Origin of the sequence: Gemmata sp. SH-PL17 (assembly GCF_001610855.1) — a bacterium.
Lineage (GTDB): Bacteria > Planctomycetota > Planctomycetia > Gemmatales > Gemmataceae > Gemmata > Gemmata massiliana.
The window spans coordinates 8,908,054-8,923,019 of the sequence record NZ_CP011271.1; the positions used below are offsets into that span (position 1 = coordinate 8,908,054).

14 protein-coding genes are annotated in these 14,966 nt (G+C 64.0%); 8 read left to right on the forward strand and 6 right to left on the reverse strand.

Going from position 1 to position 14,966, the window contains the following annotated elements:
• Positions 1–98: 98 nt before the first annotated feature.
• Entirely contained in the window at positions 99–1,211 is a 1,113-nt protein-coding gene (locus tag VT84_RS37335) for a hypothetical protein (protein WP_082843125.1), read from the forward strand.
• Between the two features lie 450 nt (positions 1,212–1,661).
• Here VT84_RS37335 and VT84_RS37340 read toward each other — a convergent pair whose 3' ends face one another.
• A complete protein-coding gene (locus tag VT84_RS37340) occupies positions 1,662–3,449 on the reverse strand; it encodes a hypothetical protein (RefSeq protein ID WP_052549548.1) in 1,788 nt (595 codons plus the stop codon).
• Positions 3,450–3,623: 174 nt separating this feature from the next.
• On the opposite strand from VT84_RS37340, the gene VT84_RS37345 reads away from it, so the two are divergent.
• Positions 3,624–5,618, forward strand: a complete 1,995-nt coding sequence (locus tag VT84_RS37345) for a hypothetical protein (RefSeq protein WP_082843126.1) — start codon at positions 3,624–3,626, stop codon at positions 5,616–5,618.
• Between the two features lie 141 nt (positions 5,619–5,759).
• On the opposite strand, the gene VT84_RS37350 is transcribed toward VT84_RS37345, so the two are convergent.
• Both VT84_RS37350 and VT84_RS37355 read right to left on the reverse strand, forming a co-directional pair.
• Positions 5,760–6,929: an alpha/beta hydrolase gene (locus VT84_RS37350; RefSeq protein WP_082843127.1), complete on the reverse strand. Its 1,170-nt coding sequence runs from the start codon at positions 6,927–6,929 to the stop codon at positions 5,760–5,762.
• Positions 6,930–7,079: 150 nt separating this feature from the next.
• Positions 7,080–7,988, reverse strand: a complete 909-nt coding sequence (locus tag VT84_RS37355) for a sugar phosphate isomerase/epimerase family protein (RefSeq protein ID WP_082843128.1) — start codon at positions 7,986–7,988, stop codon at positions 7,080–7,082.
• 203 nt (positions 7,989–8,191) lie between these two features.
• On the opposite strand from VT84_RS37355, the gene VT84_RS37360 reads away from it, so the two are divergent.
• From VT84_RS37360 to VT84_RS37380, 5 genes are all read left to right on the forward strand, one after another.
• Positions 8,192–8,932, forward strand: coding sequence for a BON domain-containing protein (locus tag VT84_RS37360; protein WP_082843129.1), 741 nt, complete (start codon positions 8,192–8,194; stop codon positions 8,930–8,932).
• Between the two features lie 115 nt (positions 8,933–9,047).
• On the forward strand, positions 9,048–9,470 hold the full coding sequence (locus VT84_RS37365; RefSeq protein WP_082843130.1) for a 2Fe-2S iron-sulfur cluster-binding protein: 423 nt from the start codon (positions 9,048–9,050) through the stop codon (positions 9,468–9,470).
• A 194-nt stretch (positions 9,471–9,664) separates the two neighbouring features.
• Positions 9,665–10,354, forward strand: a complete 690-nt coding sequence (locus VT84_RS37370) for a hypothetical protein (RefSeq protein WP_082843131.1) — start codon at positions 9,665–9,667, stop codon at positions 10,352–10,354.
• Positions 10,355–10,494: 140 nt separating this feature from the next.
• Positions 10,495–11,214, forward strand: coding sequence for a DUF6677 family protein (locus VT84_RS37375; RefSeq protein WP_082843132.1), 720 nt, complete (start codon positions 10,495–10,497; stop codon positions 11,212–11,214).
• Positions 11,214–11,411, forward strand: a complete 198-nt coding sequence (locus tag VT84_RS37380) for a hypothetical protein (protein WP_082843133.1) — start codon at positions 11,214–11,216, stop codon at positions 11,409–11,411. Before VT84_RS37375 ends, VT84_RS37380 begins: the two co-directional genes overlap by 1 nt.
• A 95-nt stretch (positions 11,412–11,506) precedes the next feature.
• On the opposite strand, the gene rsmH is transcribed toward VT84_RS37380, so the two are convergent.
• Genes rsmH through VT84_RS37395 form a run of 3 tightly spaced genes read right to left on the reverse strand, consistent with a single transcriptional unit; the run spans position 11,507 to position 13,353 of the window.
• A complete protein-coding gene (gene rsmH, locus VT84_RS37385) occupies positions 11,507–12,496 on the reverse strand; it encodes a 16S rRNA (cytosine(1402)-N(4))-methyltransferase RsmH (protein WP_082843134.1) in 990 nt (329 codons plus the stop codon).
• A gap of 30 nt (positions 12,497–12,526) precedes the next feature.
• The gene (locus tag VT84_RS37390; RefSeq protein ID WP_239465604.1) at positions 12,527–13,078 is read right to left on the reverse strand and encodes a DUF1559 domain-containing protein; all 552 of its coding nucleotides are present in this window, start codon (positions 13,076–13,078) and stop codon (positions 12,527–12,529) included.
• An 8-nt stretch (positions 13,079–13,086) separates the two neighbouring features.
• A complete protein-coding gene (locus VT84_RS37395) occupies positions 13,087–13,353 on the reverse strand; it encodes a hypothetical protein (protein WP_082843136.1) in 267 nt (88 codons plus the stop codon).
• Positions 13,354–13,436: 83 nt separating this feature from the next.
• Between VT84_RS37395 and VT84_RS37400 the strand changes: the two genes are divergently transcribed.
• Positions 13,437–14,927: a serine hydrolase gene (locus tag VT84_RS37400; RefSeq protein ID WP_082843137.1), complete on the forward strand. Its 1,491-nt coding sequence runs from the start codon at positions 13,437–13,439 to the stop codon at positions 14,925–14,927.
• Positions 14,928–14,966 lie beyond the last annotated feature (39 nt).

Consider the following 14,966-nt stretch of genomic DNA (forward strand, 5'->3'; position numbering starts at 1 on the left):
TCGCAGGCACATTGAGACCCACAACCGTAATCAGCGGCGAATGGATGGTCGCGACGGTGTGGCGAGTGCTGAAACCCGGAGCAGTAAAGAGGGTCACCATGAGCGTTCTGCGTATCAAGGCGTGGATCATGACCGCCGCATGTGCGGGCCTGATCGGTTTGGCGGCCGGGGACGCACACGCGTTCTGCGGCAAGTTGTTCAGCAAGAAGGATCCCTGTGCCGACCCGTGCGCGAACCCGTGCCCGAGTCCGTGCGGCCCCGTGACGCCGGCCCCGGCGCCCGCACCGGTCACACAGAAGGTCAAGGTCACCGAGTGGGTGCCCACGGTCGTTGAAGAGACCGTGACGGTGCTGAAGCCGGTCACCAAGACGGAAACCTACACGGCGCACAAGTGGGAGTGCGTCCCGGAAACCGTGACCTGCCAGGTCACGGTCAACAAGCTGGTCACCGAGAACGTCACCGAGAACCGCTGTGTTACCGAGCGCGTTCCGGTTCAGAAGACCATCACCGTCAACGAGCGCGTCCCGGTGCAGAAGACGATCACCGTGAACGAAACGCGCTGGAAGACGGTGATGGTGACGGAGATGAAGTCGAAGACCGTGACCCACAAGGTCTCGGTGCCGTACTGCAAGGAACTGCCCCCGTCGCTGTCCGACCGCCTGCACAAGATCTGCGACCCGTGCTACACGCCGTGCCCCCGCACCGTGTCGGGCTGCAAGACCGAAAAGCACTGCGAAACCGTGTGCGAACCGGTCACCGTGTGCAAGAAGGTCGCCGAGTGCGTGCCGGTGACGAAGACGGTCTGCACCTACGAGTGCCGCCCGGTCCAGAAGACCATCTGCACCTACGAGTGCGTGACCAAGGTGGTCCCGACGACCGTGTGCAAGACCAAGTGCGTCCCGACCGTTGAAACCGTCACCAAGACGGTCAACGTGCGCAAGTGCGTGGCCTACCAAGCAACCCGCCAAGTGACCGTGTGCGAACCGGTCCAGGAGAAGGTCAAGGTCACGAAGCTGGTGGCCAAGGAAGTCGAGAAGGAAGTCGCGGTGTGCAACACCGGTTGCGACACCGGCTGCGCCCCGGCCCGCGCCGGGCTGCTGGACCGCCTCAAGGCCGGCCTCGGCGGGCTGAAGGGCAAGCTTTGCAAGAAGAGCAGCGACTGCGGGTGCGCTCCTGTGGCCCAAGGCGCCGTCGCCGGCTGCTGCCACTAAGCCGCTAACAACGAGCACGACTGACCGGGCAACCCGTTCGCCCGGTTGAGTCACCCCCGCCCAGGCTCCCTCACCTGGGCGGGGCTTTTTATTTGTCAAAAGTCGTAAGGCCGAAGGCATCCTGAATGGGTGTCTTCGGCCTTACGACTTTTGACGGCTGTGTTGAAATCTGGGTGCAAGCAAGCGGCGCGACGTCAACCCGCCGGTAATAGCAGTCTCGTTTCGAGATTCACGGAGCGACCGCAAGGGAGCGGGACTTCCCGTGCGTTGAACCGTAATCACCAACGGGAGCGCCTCCCGCTCCCTTGCGGTTCATTACAAGGAAGCGGGAACGGGACTAAAAGGCACCGGCGGACTGACACTGGGCCGTTTGCAAGGCCCCAACACATCAACTCGTGGCTTGCGATCTTCAACCGGCTTTACGACTTGCGACCTTTCGACCTGCGACTGTCAAGGTACCGAGAACTCGCGCGCAGCTTTCTCGGCCTCCGCGGTCGCTCGCGCGGTGGGGTGCTGCTTCCGCAACTGATCGAGCAGCGTCTTCATTTGGGCCAGCGCTTGCTGGTGCTTGGACTGGAAGCTCGCCTCCGCGGGTTTGATGCTCCCCTCTTGCCCGCGAAGTTTGCCAGCGAGCTTCTCGATTTCGGCTGCCTGGGTTCGCGCCTTCAGTTCCGCGACAACGGCCTTATCGATGCGCAAAGTCGACACGATGGTCGCGGCCTTCGTGCCGATGGACGTGTTTTTGAAGCTCACTGCAAGTTTCTCCGCGCCGATGAACGCACTCACCGGATCGGTCTTCACGTTCGCTTGGGTCTCGGCCAATGCCTTCTGCCCCGGCGCGAGGATAAGGTCTTGAAGCTTCTTGGCCTTGGTTTTGACGTCTTCATCCGCAGACGTCGTCAGCGGGGCCACCTTGGAGACAACAGACACCGGGCTTCCTCCGGCGGCGAACGCATCCGCGACCGGTTTGAACGCTTTCGGCGCCTCGTCCGGTCCGCACGCGGTCGTCAGGAGCAGTTTGCCAACGGCCGCACGAACCGGCCCCTCGATGTCGTAGGCCGATCCGCGGTGGACGCACTTTCCGGTCGAATCGAACACCAGCGCGTGGCCACCGAGTTGGGATTTGAATTCCGGTCCGCTCCCCTCTTTCACGAAGGCGTTTCGGAGGATCGTAACCGACCCGCCGCGCTTCTCCGCGTCCGCTTTGATCAGATCGTCTTCACGGACGAGAGTGTTCGGGCACACGACTACCAGCCCGTAAGTCCCCAGTTCGGCCTGGAGCCGGTCGAGCCGGTCCAGCACGTTCGCGTGCAGCCCGCCCCAATACCCGATCAAAACGACTTTCCCGGCGAGTTTATCCACAGCGGCATCGGGGCCGTTCACAACCGGCCCGAACTTCACATCGGTGGAGAGGGACAGATCCAAATTCCCCTTCTCCGCGTGGGGCGGAGGGACTTTCGCCACCTTGCTCGCGGTCGCGCCCGTCCAAACGGACTCCATCGTCTTGAACGTGACCGGATCGTGCTTCTTTAACTCGTCGCGGTTGTGGGGGTAGTAGTGCAACCGGTCGAGGTACGTGCAGCTCAGCTCGGCGAAGAACTCGCGCGGGTTGGTCGCGGCGTAGAAATCCTTCTCGTAGAGCTTCCGCTCCATCGCCTGCTCGTAAGCGGCCTTGATGCCCGCGTGGTCGAAGCCGAATAACTGGTCGTGGACCGCGTGCGCGAACTCGTGGAGCAACAAGCACGACACGCGACTATCGTTTTTCGGCTGGCGCTGCTCGGTCAGCGACTTGAGCGTGTGGATGGTGACCGTTTTCGCCTGGAGCGGGTGCCGCCCCTCCTTCACCATCTGTTGCGCCCCGCCGCCGTAGTACGACGCGAGCGCGACCCCGTCCCGGCCGTTAGAGAGCGTGATCTTCTCGTCCCAGTCCACGAAAACCGTCAACCGGCGGAGCAAGTCGACCGCCTTCGGCGAAAGCATCTTGATGAGCAGCTTGCACTCGTAGTCCAGCACTTCCAGCGGCGGGCGCTCGTACTTCGAGGCGTCCGCGTTGAGGGCTTCTTCGCTGAGGAGGAACGTGAAGCCCTCGATTTTCTTCGTCTTGCGCCCGGCGACCGGTTCGTTCTTGTCGGCCTTCGCCGCCTTCTCGCCCGGTTTCGGCTGGGATTTCGGTTCTTGGGCGCTGGAGGTGAGCCAGGCGCAACTCGCGAGCGCGAGTAAAACGGGCACAAAGCGCATACGCAGTCACTCCGGAGCACTAATTTCGATTTGAATTTCAGTTTGGTCAGTGTACCCGTGCGCGCACGGGGGAGCAATCGGCCCGGCGCCAAAGCATAGAGTGCGGTCTCCCACGAGCGCGCAGACGCCCGCGAAATCTGGTACACTCACAACACCGTTCGTCGGAGGTTCTGTATGGTCCGCCGCTTGGTCGCCGTTGTTGCCGTTGCGCTCTTGGCGGGTGCGCCCGCGTTCGCCCAACTCGACCCCGAACCGAAGCAGCAGTACCTGTGGCGGGTCGTGATCTCGGTCAAGCCGCACCCGCTGCTCACGCAGGACTTCCGCGACCGCTTGAAGCGCGACCTCCTGGCCGCGCTCCAGCCCGGGTTGGGGAACCTGGGTACGGTCGAGGTGATCGATCTCGCCGACCTCGCGCGCGACGCGACCAAGGAACCGCTGTGGCAGCAGTTCAGCGAAAAGGGGTTCACGGCCCTGGACGCCCCGCGCGACCTCACCGGCGCGAAAACGCACTTCCTCAAAATCGAGTACCGCGACGGCAAGGTCCACATGGAGTCGCGGCAGTACGACGGGTTCACGGGGCTGTCGTCCCCGGTCGTGCGCACGCAATCGACACGGGCACCGGAACTCGCAGGCCGCACCGCCGGGCTGATGCTCGACCGCGACTTCGGACTGGTGGGCACGGTCGAAGCCATCGGCGGGAAGTCGGACGAGGCGAAGGTGCTGATCCGCGGATCGGGCCTCGGCCCGGTGAAGGATCTCGTACAAACCGGGGACGTATTCGCCGTCGCCGCGGTCCGCAAGACGAACCGCCCGGCCCCGCCGCCGGTTCGCACCGCGACGGGCAAAATCATCAACCCGCCGCCGGGTTCGGTTCCGCCGCCCGGACTCACATCGACCCCGCGCGACTTCACCTTGCTGAAAGTGACCGACGTGGGCGCGGACGGCACGTGTCGGTGCACGATCCTGACGCGCTACCAGAACGCGATGCCCACCACCGGGGGCGTGATCGGCTACCGCGCCATGAAGCTCGGTACGGTGAAGGCGCCCGTCGCGGTGCGCCTGATGAGTAGCGAAGGTACGGTGTACAAGACCGCGTCGGCGGTGAACGTGCGTGCGAGTGACAACGGCTTCGTGGTGGCCGGCGCGGGCGACCAAAAGGACGTGTGCAAGTTCCACTCGCAGACGGCGCAGTTCCGCTCGGACCGCGCGCTTTCGGGCATCGCGTGCGTCACGGTCGCGCTCGGGCCGTCGCAGGCGAAGCAGTTTCCGGTGCCGATCCTCAACGACGAACCGATCACGATCCCGTTTGACATCGACCCGGCGAAGGAAGAGCGGGCCGCGTTCGAGCGCTCGGTGCTCGCCGCCGCGAACGCCGCGGCCGACGCCCGACTCGCACAGTCGGTGTGCTTCGAGGCGGTCGCGGACCTCATCAAAAAACAGAAGAACGCCGAAGCCCTCGCCCGGGCGCAAAGCGGGTTTACGGCCGCGGACTCGGCCGACAAGACCCTCTCGGACGAACTGACGCGGCTCAAAGAGCAAGGCAAAGCGGTGCAAAAGGCCGAAAGTGTGGACGGGATCCTCACCAAAATGGGACAGAACGTGGCCCTACTGAAGGCGTACAACGAGCAGCTCTCCAAGCACCTCAAGTCACTCGAAGAGATCGTGAAGCGCGAGAACGATCCCGCCGCTGCCGCGCGCGAGGTACAGGCGCAAGCGATCAACGCGCGGATCGCGCTTTTACTGGCCCGTGGCGACGTGGACGAGGCACTCGCGGCCTACACCCAACTGTCCGAACTCGTGCCCGACGATGCCGAAATCAAGAAACGGAAGAACGAACTCGCGGCCGAGTGGAAGGTGAAGGACGAGGCCCACCAGAAGGCCCGCGACTACCTGCTCAAAACGTGGCCCACGATCGCAACGATCCCGGACTTCGACGAGAGCCTCAAGACCATTCGCAACGCGGTGGACGTGTGCAAGAAGCACGGGGACAAGTTGACGATCCGCAAACTGCTCATCGTCTTCGAGGGCGCGGTCGTTAAGCTCAACGAACTGGTCGCCCCGCTCGACCCGGCGAGCGAAGCCGACCGCAAACTCGCCAAGACCGCGGAGAGCGTCGGCAAGGTGATGGCGGCACTCGAACAGGAACTCCGCAAGTTCGTCGAGGGGTGAGCACGGTGGGTGTATTGCTTCTGAAGCCCCGTTAGGGGCGTAGGCGCGTAGCCAGGGGGTGAAGCGTAAGCTTCACCCCCTGGCTACGCGCCTACGCCCCTAACGGGGCTGAGAACTGCTCTTCCGCCCCCTGTGGCGGGGTCACGGGGTGGCAGCGAAGCCGAAGCTCTGGGCGTTGATGAAGTACGGGGTGCTGTAGTTGCGGTTCTTCGACGGCAACTTGGCCCGCTCCTTCTGGATCGCTGCCATGAACTGAATAATGGTGTCCTGTACCTTCAGCTCGGCGTTGTTGTCGAGCAACTTTACGCCGTTCAGAGTGCTCCCGCCCTTCACTTCCTTGATGAACGTGTCCGAAATCGGGGCGAGGTTGAACGCTTTGGCCCGCCGCGGGTCGCCCACGAGCACCTCGTTGTAGAAGAACTCGCTCTGCTTCTTCCCCGCCGCGTCCTTGTCGGCGTAGAGGAACAGCATCGGGTTGTTTTCGCGGATCTTGGGGGCGTAAGTGCTGATCCACTTCTTCGTGGCCGCTTCGGAGATCAGGGCCGGGCGGTTGGGGCTGATCCACACGGCGCCGGCGATGTCGTGCCCGCCCTCCGGGGGGAACTGCCCGACGAGCTGTTGCGGCACGAATTCGTACCCGGGCACGCCCACACCCAACTGGCCCTCCTTCGGGAACACGGCCGGGCGCGACCACTCGGTCGCGATCCAGCCCAGCCCCAGGGCCGCGGCGTCGCCGGTACCGATCAGATAGATCGAACTGGTGTTCAGGGTTTTGTTGTCGTTCTTCGAGTCCAGGTGAAGGCGGACCGCGGCCAGGTCGTTCAGGTACGCGGGGAGGTACCGCTCGGCCCGCGTCGGGCTCAGGTCTTTGTAATACAGGTCGTTCTTGAGCGGTTTCTTCGGCGGCCCGCCCTTGATGTACCCGTTGTAATTGACGTTGCCCCCGTTCAGGAACGGGTTGTTCCAGAACTTCTTCGGGTCTTTAATTTCCGTGCTCTTGCCGTGCCCGCGCCAGTCGAACCGGAACACGTGGTACCCGGCCTCGTTGAGCCGCCCCGCGAGCCCGGCCCAGTCCCCCTTCGTCATGTCCCGGTCCGGACCGGGCGCGTACAAGAGGACCGCCACCGGCGCCGTGGCCGCGTCCTTGTTGGTAGCGTGGAACAGCCCCTTCAGTTGCACCCCGTCCGCGGTGAGAAACGATTCTTCGACCGGCGCCTCGCCCTTGGGTTGGGCCTTGACCGGGGCCACGTGCAGGGACGAAAGCCCGATTGCTACGGCAAACGCAACCGGGGCAGCTAACCAGCGTCGCATGATCTGTCCTCGTTAGCGAGAGGGGAGCGGTACGTCGAGAAACGTATTTGGATCATACGTCGTTGGCGCGCGGGACGCCAGCGACGAGTCGCGGCCAAATGCAAGGCGCGAGTCCAAAAATTGAACACACCGCGCCCGTTCCGGTTCCCGCTAGCCGATGAATTGTTCGAGAAACTTGCGGCTCTGGCGGAGCGCCCGCTGGCGCTCGGCGAGCGAGCCCTCGTAGGCCCGGTCCTCGACCTCGATGCACACCGGACCGGTGTACCCCACGTCCGTCAGCGCGGCGAAGAACTCGCCCCACTTGACGTCGCCCAGCCCCGGCAGCTTCGGTACGTGCCACCCAAGCCCCAAAACGCCCACGTCGTAGAGCCGGGCGGAATCGATGCGCTCGTCCTTCGCGTGAACGTGAACGATGCGCGACCCGAACTCGCGCACGGCGCGCCCGCAATCGATGAACTGCCAGATCAGGTGCGACGGGTCGAAGTTCAACCCGAGGGGGGCGTCCGGGAACGTGTCGAACAGGCGCCGCCAGAGCGCCGGGCTGATCGCGACGTTCTTACCACCGGGCCACTCGTTCTCGCTGAACAGCATCGGGCAGTGCTCGATACCGAGCCGAACGCCCGCCTCGCGCGCCTCGTCCAGCACGCGCGGCCACACCTGTTTAACGAGGTCGAAGTTCGCGTTCACTGTGCCGGCCGGGTCGCGCCCGATGAACGTGTTCACCACGCCCACGCCGAGCTTCGCCGCGGCCCGGATCACGTTAATCAGGTGGTCACATACGAGCGCCCGGTGCGCGGGGTCCGGGTCGAGCGGGTTCGGGTAGTAACCCAGCGCGGAGATGTTCACCCGGTGGATTCGGAGTAAATCCTGCACGCTCGCGGCGGCCTCGTCGGTGAAATTTGTGACGTCCAGGTGCGTGACGCCCGCGTACCGGCGGTCGGCCCGGCCCGGGGGCCAGCACATCAGCTCGACGCACGAGAACCCCTCGTCCGCCGCGAACGCTAACACCTGTTCGAGTGACTGGTCGGCCAGGATCGCCGATACGAAGCCGAGTTGCATGGGAGCTCCGAGTTTATGGGTGCTCGCGGCCGGCCCGCGGACCGGCGCCGCTCTTGCGGTAAACCGAACACCGGAAATGAAATACTACTCGCTTTCTCATCAACGTATGACTGGACCGGCCGAATCGGATCGTCGATAATGTGTGGGAGACGTGACCCCGCCGCAGCATACCACTGCGTGCCCCGAAAGAAAGAGGGTGTTCCGTGCGCGGACTCAAAACTTGGGCGTGGGCAGTTGTGATCGCGGGCGCCACGGCGCCCCCCGTGTTCTCGCAAAATACGAGCAGCGGCGGTACCACGAGCGGAACAACGAGTGGGAGCACCACAAGCTCGGGTAACACCAGCAGCCTCGGAAGCACTCTCGGCAGCAGTCTGGGGACTAGCAGCCTGACCGGATCGTCGTCGGCGCTTCAAACGGTTACGGCACCGGAGCCGCCCAGCGCGCCGACCGGGAACGCGACCAGTTCGTCCTCAAAATCGAACTTCCTCTCGGGGTACTTCGCGAACCCGTACTACCAGGGCATCAATAACAAGTCGAGCACCACCCCGGGCGGCTTCGGCGCGGCCCTTTACGGGAGCACGGGCACAGGCACCACTACGGGCCGAACGACGGGGACCGGTGCCCGCGGCACGCAGAGCACCACGAATCAGAGCGGCATCCTGATTCAACTCCCGGTGCAGATCCACTACACCGCTCAGATGCGGTTCCCCACGCCCCCCGTCCCCGCGATCAAACTGCAAACGGACCTCCGCGGCATCATCGACGCGGGCGGGCTTTCCAACTCGAAGGGCGTGCAAGTTCTCGCGGACGGTAACAACAACGTCACCCTCCGTGGCACGGTGAAAGACGACGAAGAGGCCCGGCTCGTCGAGGGGCTCGTGCGATTGACGCCCGGTGTCGGCGCCATCTCGAACGAACTCACGTTCCCGGTCGCGAGCAAGTAACGAACAATCTCTGAGTAAAACAGAAGCCCGCGAACCGAGTTCGCGGGCTTCTTCGTTTCCCGTCGCGGATATAATAGACCACACGATCCGATTTCTCTGACGCAGGAAACCAAGCATGGCGGGCGTGAACCCGTATATCCAGAAGGGACCGGCGCCGAAGGCGACCCAGCCGTTCAAGGTCACGTTCGTGGACGAGGCGACGGGCCAATCGACCGAAGTCGCGGTCGATCCGGCCACGTTCCCACTCGGGCACATCGGGCTGGAGGGCAGCGTCCTCGATATTGCCGACGGTGCGGGGATCGAGATCAACCACTCGTGCGGCGGCGTGTGTGCGTGCTCGACGTGTCACGTGCGCATTGAGAAGGGCGGCGCGAGTTGCTCGCGCGCGACGGAAAACGAGGAAGACGAACTGGACAAGGCCCCGGACCTGTCACCGGAATCGCGGCTCGCGTGTCAGTGTGTGCCCAACGGCACTCAAGATCTCATTGTGCTCATCCCTAAGTGGAACCGGAACGAAGTGAAGGAGACGCCCCACTAGGGGTCCGGGTGTCGCGTTTGACCCTGTAGCCGGCTTCGCAAAGGTCGGCCACAGCACGAGATCCGCGCAATCAGGTCCGATCCATTTCGCGCTGCGACTTGCCCTTTTTTCCCCGCTCATAGGGGGCTAGACTTCCACCCGCGCTCCGGTTGCCGCTCGCGGCATGACACGGATTTGGCCGCGAAAGGAAGCTCATGGCCACCGCCCCCAGCCCGAACGACCTGACCAGACAGCAACTCGACGAGCTGGACGCGCTGCTCCAGAAGATGCTGATGGTGCCGCTCGCGCCGGCGGAAGTGCCCGTTCCGCCCCCGTCGATGACGCAGCCACCGCTGCCACCGAGTTGGCGTGTCGATGCGCCCGCGACTGTGCCGGCCCCGTCACTCGCACACCTCGCGGTCAACGAACCGCCTGCGACACTGAAATTCGAGCCGCCTGCGCCCGCTACACCGGCACCAGTCGCAAAGGCCCCGGCGCCCGTTCCGACTCCGGCCGCGCCCCCTCAACCTGCGCCAGTCCCGGTTCCAGCGCCTGCTCCGGCACCGATGGTGAAAGTCACCCCCGCTCCGACCAAGACTCCCACTCCGAAGCCAACTCCCGCGCCACAACCCAAAGCGCCTCCTCCGCCGGCACCACCCACGGCGCTGACTCCGGTACCGGCGGCGCCCCCGGTACCGTTCGTGTTCCTCCCGTTCGTTGCACTCAACGGCCTGTTCGATAGTATCTGTGGCATGTTCGGCCCACTGGGGCGCCTCTTCCGCTCGGGGTTCTTCAAGAACCTGTTGGGATTCGCAGGTTTAGGGCTGATCGTGTACACAGTTCTTCACGTGGCGCAGGTCCAGGGGTGGGTGTCACTTCCCGTCATGCTTCCCTGGCCCAAGTGACTTGGCCGGCGTGCGGCGGATCATATAATCTTGAGAACCGACAATGTCGCCCGGCCAGTGGCGAACACCCGATGGGAGACCATTGGTTTCTCCAACCGGGCTGCGTCGTTTGCCCGGAGCCACTCCGCCGAGGCCCGCTGATGGCGTCTTCGCCGACGAACGATCCGCCGCTCCCGCCGGTCACACTCGACCCGATCGCCGGCCTGCTCAGTTACATCATCCCCGGTCTCGGCCAGATATACCAGGGGCGCGTGGGTAAGGGGCTTTTGTTCTTCGGCGGGCTGTACCTCCTGTTCTTCTACGGCATGTGGATGGGGCAGTGGCGGAACGTGTGGCTACCCGACACAGAAGACCTCCCCGCGGTCGCGTTCGCCGGGACCGACCTGCCCGGCGCCGCCAAAGCGATCTCGTACCGCCCGCAGTTCCTCGGCCAGTTCTGGATCGGTGCCGCCGCGTGGCCCGGGGTGTACCAGTACATCGCGTTCGATAAGGCGAAGGACGAGGGACCGATCTTCGGCAAATTCCAGCGAATGCCCGACGAAAAAGAACTGAACGACCTGCAGCGCAACGGCAACAAGCGCTGGGACTTGGGTTGGGTGTACACGGTGATCGCGGGCGTGCTGAACTTGCTCGTGATCTACGATGCGTTTGCGGGTCCGATGTTCCGCGATCCGCCGTCCGAATGGATCGGTGACGAACACGAGGAAGCCTACACCGCAGCGCCTCGCGCCCCGGCACCCGCCGCCCCGCTTCCACCACCGGTTACGACGGTGCCCTCGTTCAAGCCGCCCGCGCCCCCCGTTGAGGCTCCCGCTCACACCGCGCCGCCCGTCCCGCCCACTGCACAAGGAGGCGCGTAATGAACCTGCCACTTCTGGCCGTGAGCATTTACTGGGATCTGCCGGTGCTGCTGGTGGTCGTTAGCCTCGTGTACGCGGCGACGCGACACGACCGCTGGGACAAGATCATTCACGAAGCGACCGGGTGGGGGCTGCGCATCACGCTGTTCCTCGCGGGCATCGGTACTGTGCTGTACCTGCTCTCGACGTACATTTAGCCGCAAGGACATCACGCTGGCCGGTATCAACCGGCCGTTCGTCCGAAATGTCTGATCGTGCCTTTCATCCGCGTTTATCCGCGCTCTTCTTGGCCTCACGCCTTCATCTTCGCGACACGCAACTTCGCCGAACGCGAGCGCGGGTTAGCCCGGCGCTCGTCGAACGTCGAGCGGATCGCGTCTGGGCTGACGGCTTCGTACACACCGCTTCGCAGCCCGTCGCGGAACGCCGCTTTCACGAGCCGGTCTTCCCCGCTGTGGAAACTGATGATCGCCGCCACCCCGCCCGGTTTCAGGATGGTCGGTAGCACGCGCAGCAGTTGTTGAAGGTTCGCGAGCTCGCGGTTGGCGAGAATGCGGAGCGCCTGAAAGACCCGCGTCGCCGGGCCGAGTAACTGCCTCCGTTCGGGCGGCGCCCCTGGGCTGCGGTCCACACGAACCGGGGCCGCGCGGTCGATCAGTTCGCGCAGCTCCTTCGTCCGTTCGACCGGCTTTACTTCGCGCTGGGTTACGATTGCGGCAGCGATCGTTTCCGCTTGCGGTTCGTCGCCGAATTCGCTGAAACACGCCGCGAGTTCGTCTTTTGAGAGCGTCGCGAGCAAATCCGCCGCGGTGCGCCCGCGGGTGCGGTCCATCCGCATATCGAGTGGACCGTCGCGCATGAACGAGAACCCGCGCGTGCGGTCGTCCACCTGCATACTCGACATGCCGAGGTCCGCGAGCACGCCATCGACCTGCGACATGCCCTCCATCGCGAGAACCGTGGGCAGCCCCGCGAAGTTGGAGTGATGCAGCGCGAACAGCCCACCGGCGGCTTCAAGTTTCGCGCGAGCGGGTTCGATGTTCCCGGCGTCGAGGTCGGTCGAGATGAGTAACCCGTCGGGGGAGACGCGCTGGAGCAGTTCGAGCGAGTGCCCCGCGAAGCCGAGCGTGCAATCGACGATCGTTTGCCCCGGTTGCGGGTTCAGCGCAGCGAGCACTTCCGCGAGCAGAACCGGCTTGTGCTCGCCCTCGGTGGTCGAGCGCCGGATGCGCTTACGCCAGAACGGACGCTTCTTCTTTTTCTTGGGTGGCTCGTCAGACATGAGGAGATTGTATCGGGATCAGCGCCGATCTCACTCGCCCGGTACGGGATCGGTGTTCTTACCCGCAATGGTACTCAGACCGTACAACACGCGCGGGTCCGCATTCGCGGTGAACGCTCGCACGCTCCCGTCGCACATGGCGAAATGCGCGATGCCCGGGAAGTAACCGCCGAACTGCCCGTCCGTCCCAATAAGCGCCGGAACGCCGGGAGCGTTGTCCAACCCGCGAACCGTCGAGGGACCACCGCGGAGCCACGGGCCGAGTTCGTTCCGCGTTTCGGCGAACAGCAGCGTTTGGCTCAGGCCGTCGGAAATGCGCTCGAACGGCGTGGGGGCATCGTATCGCATCGCGCCCGCCTGCGGAGAATCGATGGGCAGTGCGGCCGCATTCGCGCCGAGTCCGCTGATCCCCACATAACAAGTGATCGCAGGGGAGCCGGGGGGAATTTCGGGCAAGTTTTCCGGGCACAGGAGAACCGGGAGCCGCGTGCGCGCCGCTTGTTGGTTCGTGTCCGCGTTCCAGGGCTTTGTGCGGTCGATGGTGCTCAGAAGTTGCTCCGAGTTCACCCGGCGCTGGTCCATGCCCGGAATCACCCCCACGACCCAACTGAGCCGCTCTTCGGGGGCGTGCCGTACAGGGCGATGGTGCCGGCGGGGATCTCCGTGAGGAGCTTGCGTTTGTCGTTATTTGGGTCCGGCTTCGCGTTGTGCGCGGCGAAAAGTGCGAGTTCCCGCAAATTGTTCTGCGACGCGGCCAGATTCGCCTTCAACCGCGCCTTCACGATGAACGGGATCACCAAGCCCGCTACAACGAGAACGAGCAGCCCCGCGCCGATGATGGTGACCCGACGGTTCATTGCGACCCCTGCGAAATAGATCCATCTGGTTTACGCATTTCGCGGGCAAACGGTGCGGTGTTGTACCCGTAACGGGCCTCGTTATGCGCTGGACCTTCGCGACCGCAGTTCTCCTTGCTCCTTTTCTCTCCGCGCGCGGGGACGAGCCGAAACCGGAAGCCGCGGACGCGGTGATGACCGACGCCCTCAAAGCGTTCCAGGTACCCGGTGCGGCTCTCGTGGTCGTTCGTGGTGACCAGACACTCGTCCTGAAGGGTTATGGGTACCGCTCGATCGACGCGAAAGACCCGGTCACACCGGACACGTCCTTCCCGCTCGCGTCCTGCACGAAACAGTTCACAACGGCACTTCTGGCGATGCTCGTCGACGACGGGAAACTGGACTGGGACGATCCGGTGAAGAAGCACCTACCAGACTTCAAGCTCTCCGATCCGAACGCGAGCGCGCTACTTACCGTGCGCGACCTCGTGACGCACCGCACCGGGCTCGCGAGTCACGATCTGCTGTGGTACCGTGCGCCGTGGAGCATCGACCACATACTCAAGCAAGTTCCACTGCTCCCGCTCGAATACCCGTTCCGGAGCGGCTACCGGTACAACAGCATCACGTTCATGGCGGCCGGACGCATCGCGGAGCGGTGCGGGAAGGAAAAGTGGGAGAAACTCGTTCGCGAGCGTCTCATCGACCCGCTCGAAATGAAGGGCGTGACGTTCACCACGACGGAGATCGCGAAAGACGCCGACCGCGCCCTGGGTCATCAACTCAACAAAACCGGGAAGATCGAACGGGCGCCGATCTACGAGATGAAGGAGCCGAATCCGTCCGGCTCGATGAACGCGACCGCACGGGATCTCGTCTCGTGGCTCCAGTTTCACGTCTCCGACGGTGTCGCCCCGAGCGGCCAGCGACTGGTTTCGTCCAAGCCGCTCCTCGAAACGCGCACGCCACAAAATCTGATGCGCCTGGAAGGTGCGGCGAAATTTCCGTTTCCGGACACGGTGCAACTCAGCTACGCGATGGGCTGGGTAGTGAACGACTACCGCGGGTTGAAAGTCGTGGCCCACGGTGGTTTGATCGACGGGTTCCGCATTCAAATCACGCTCGTTCCGGAAAAGGATTTGGGCTTCGCGGTACTGACCAACCTGCACGACACGCGAATGCCAATAGCCGCAACGAACACCCTTGTTGATCTGTATTGCGACCTGAAACCCAAAGACTGGAACGCCCACTTCCGCAAATTGGTCGACGACGAAGCCGAAGCCAAGAAAGCCGCGCTAGCGGCACGCGACATGGCCCGCGACCCGAACGCGAAGCCGTCGCTCCCGTTAACGGCCCTCGCGGGCGAGTACACGAATCCCGCCTACGGCACCGCGACCGTCCGGTTCGCTGATGGCAAACTCACTGCGACGTTCGGCGCCTTCACGTACCCACTGGAGCACTACGAACGCGACACGTTCCGCGTCACTGGCGGGCGCTTCGAGACGGAACTCGCCACGTTCACCGTAACGGACAAGAAGGTCAAAGGGCTGACGCTGTCGGGGATCGAGTTTAAGACAGTTCCACCCGCTCGTTGACACTCGCGGTTCGCCCGGAGCTTTCTTGGCGAACCGCGA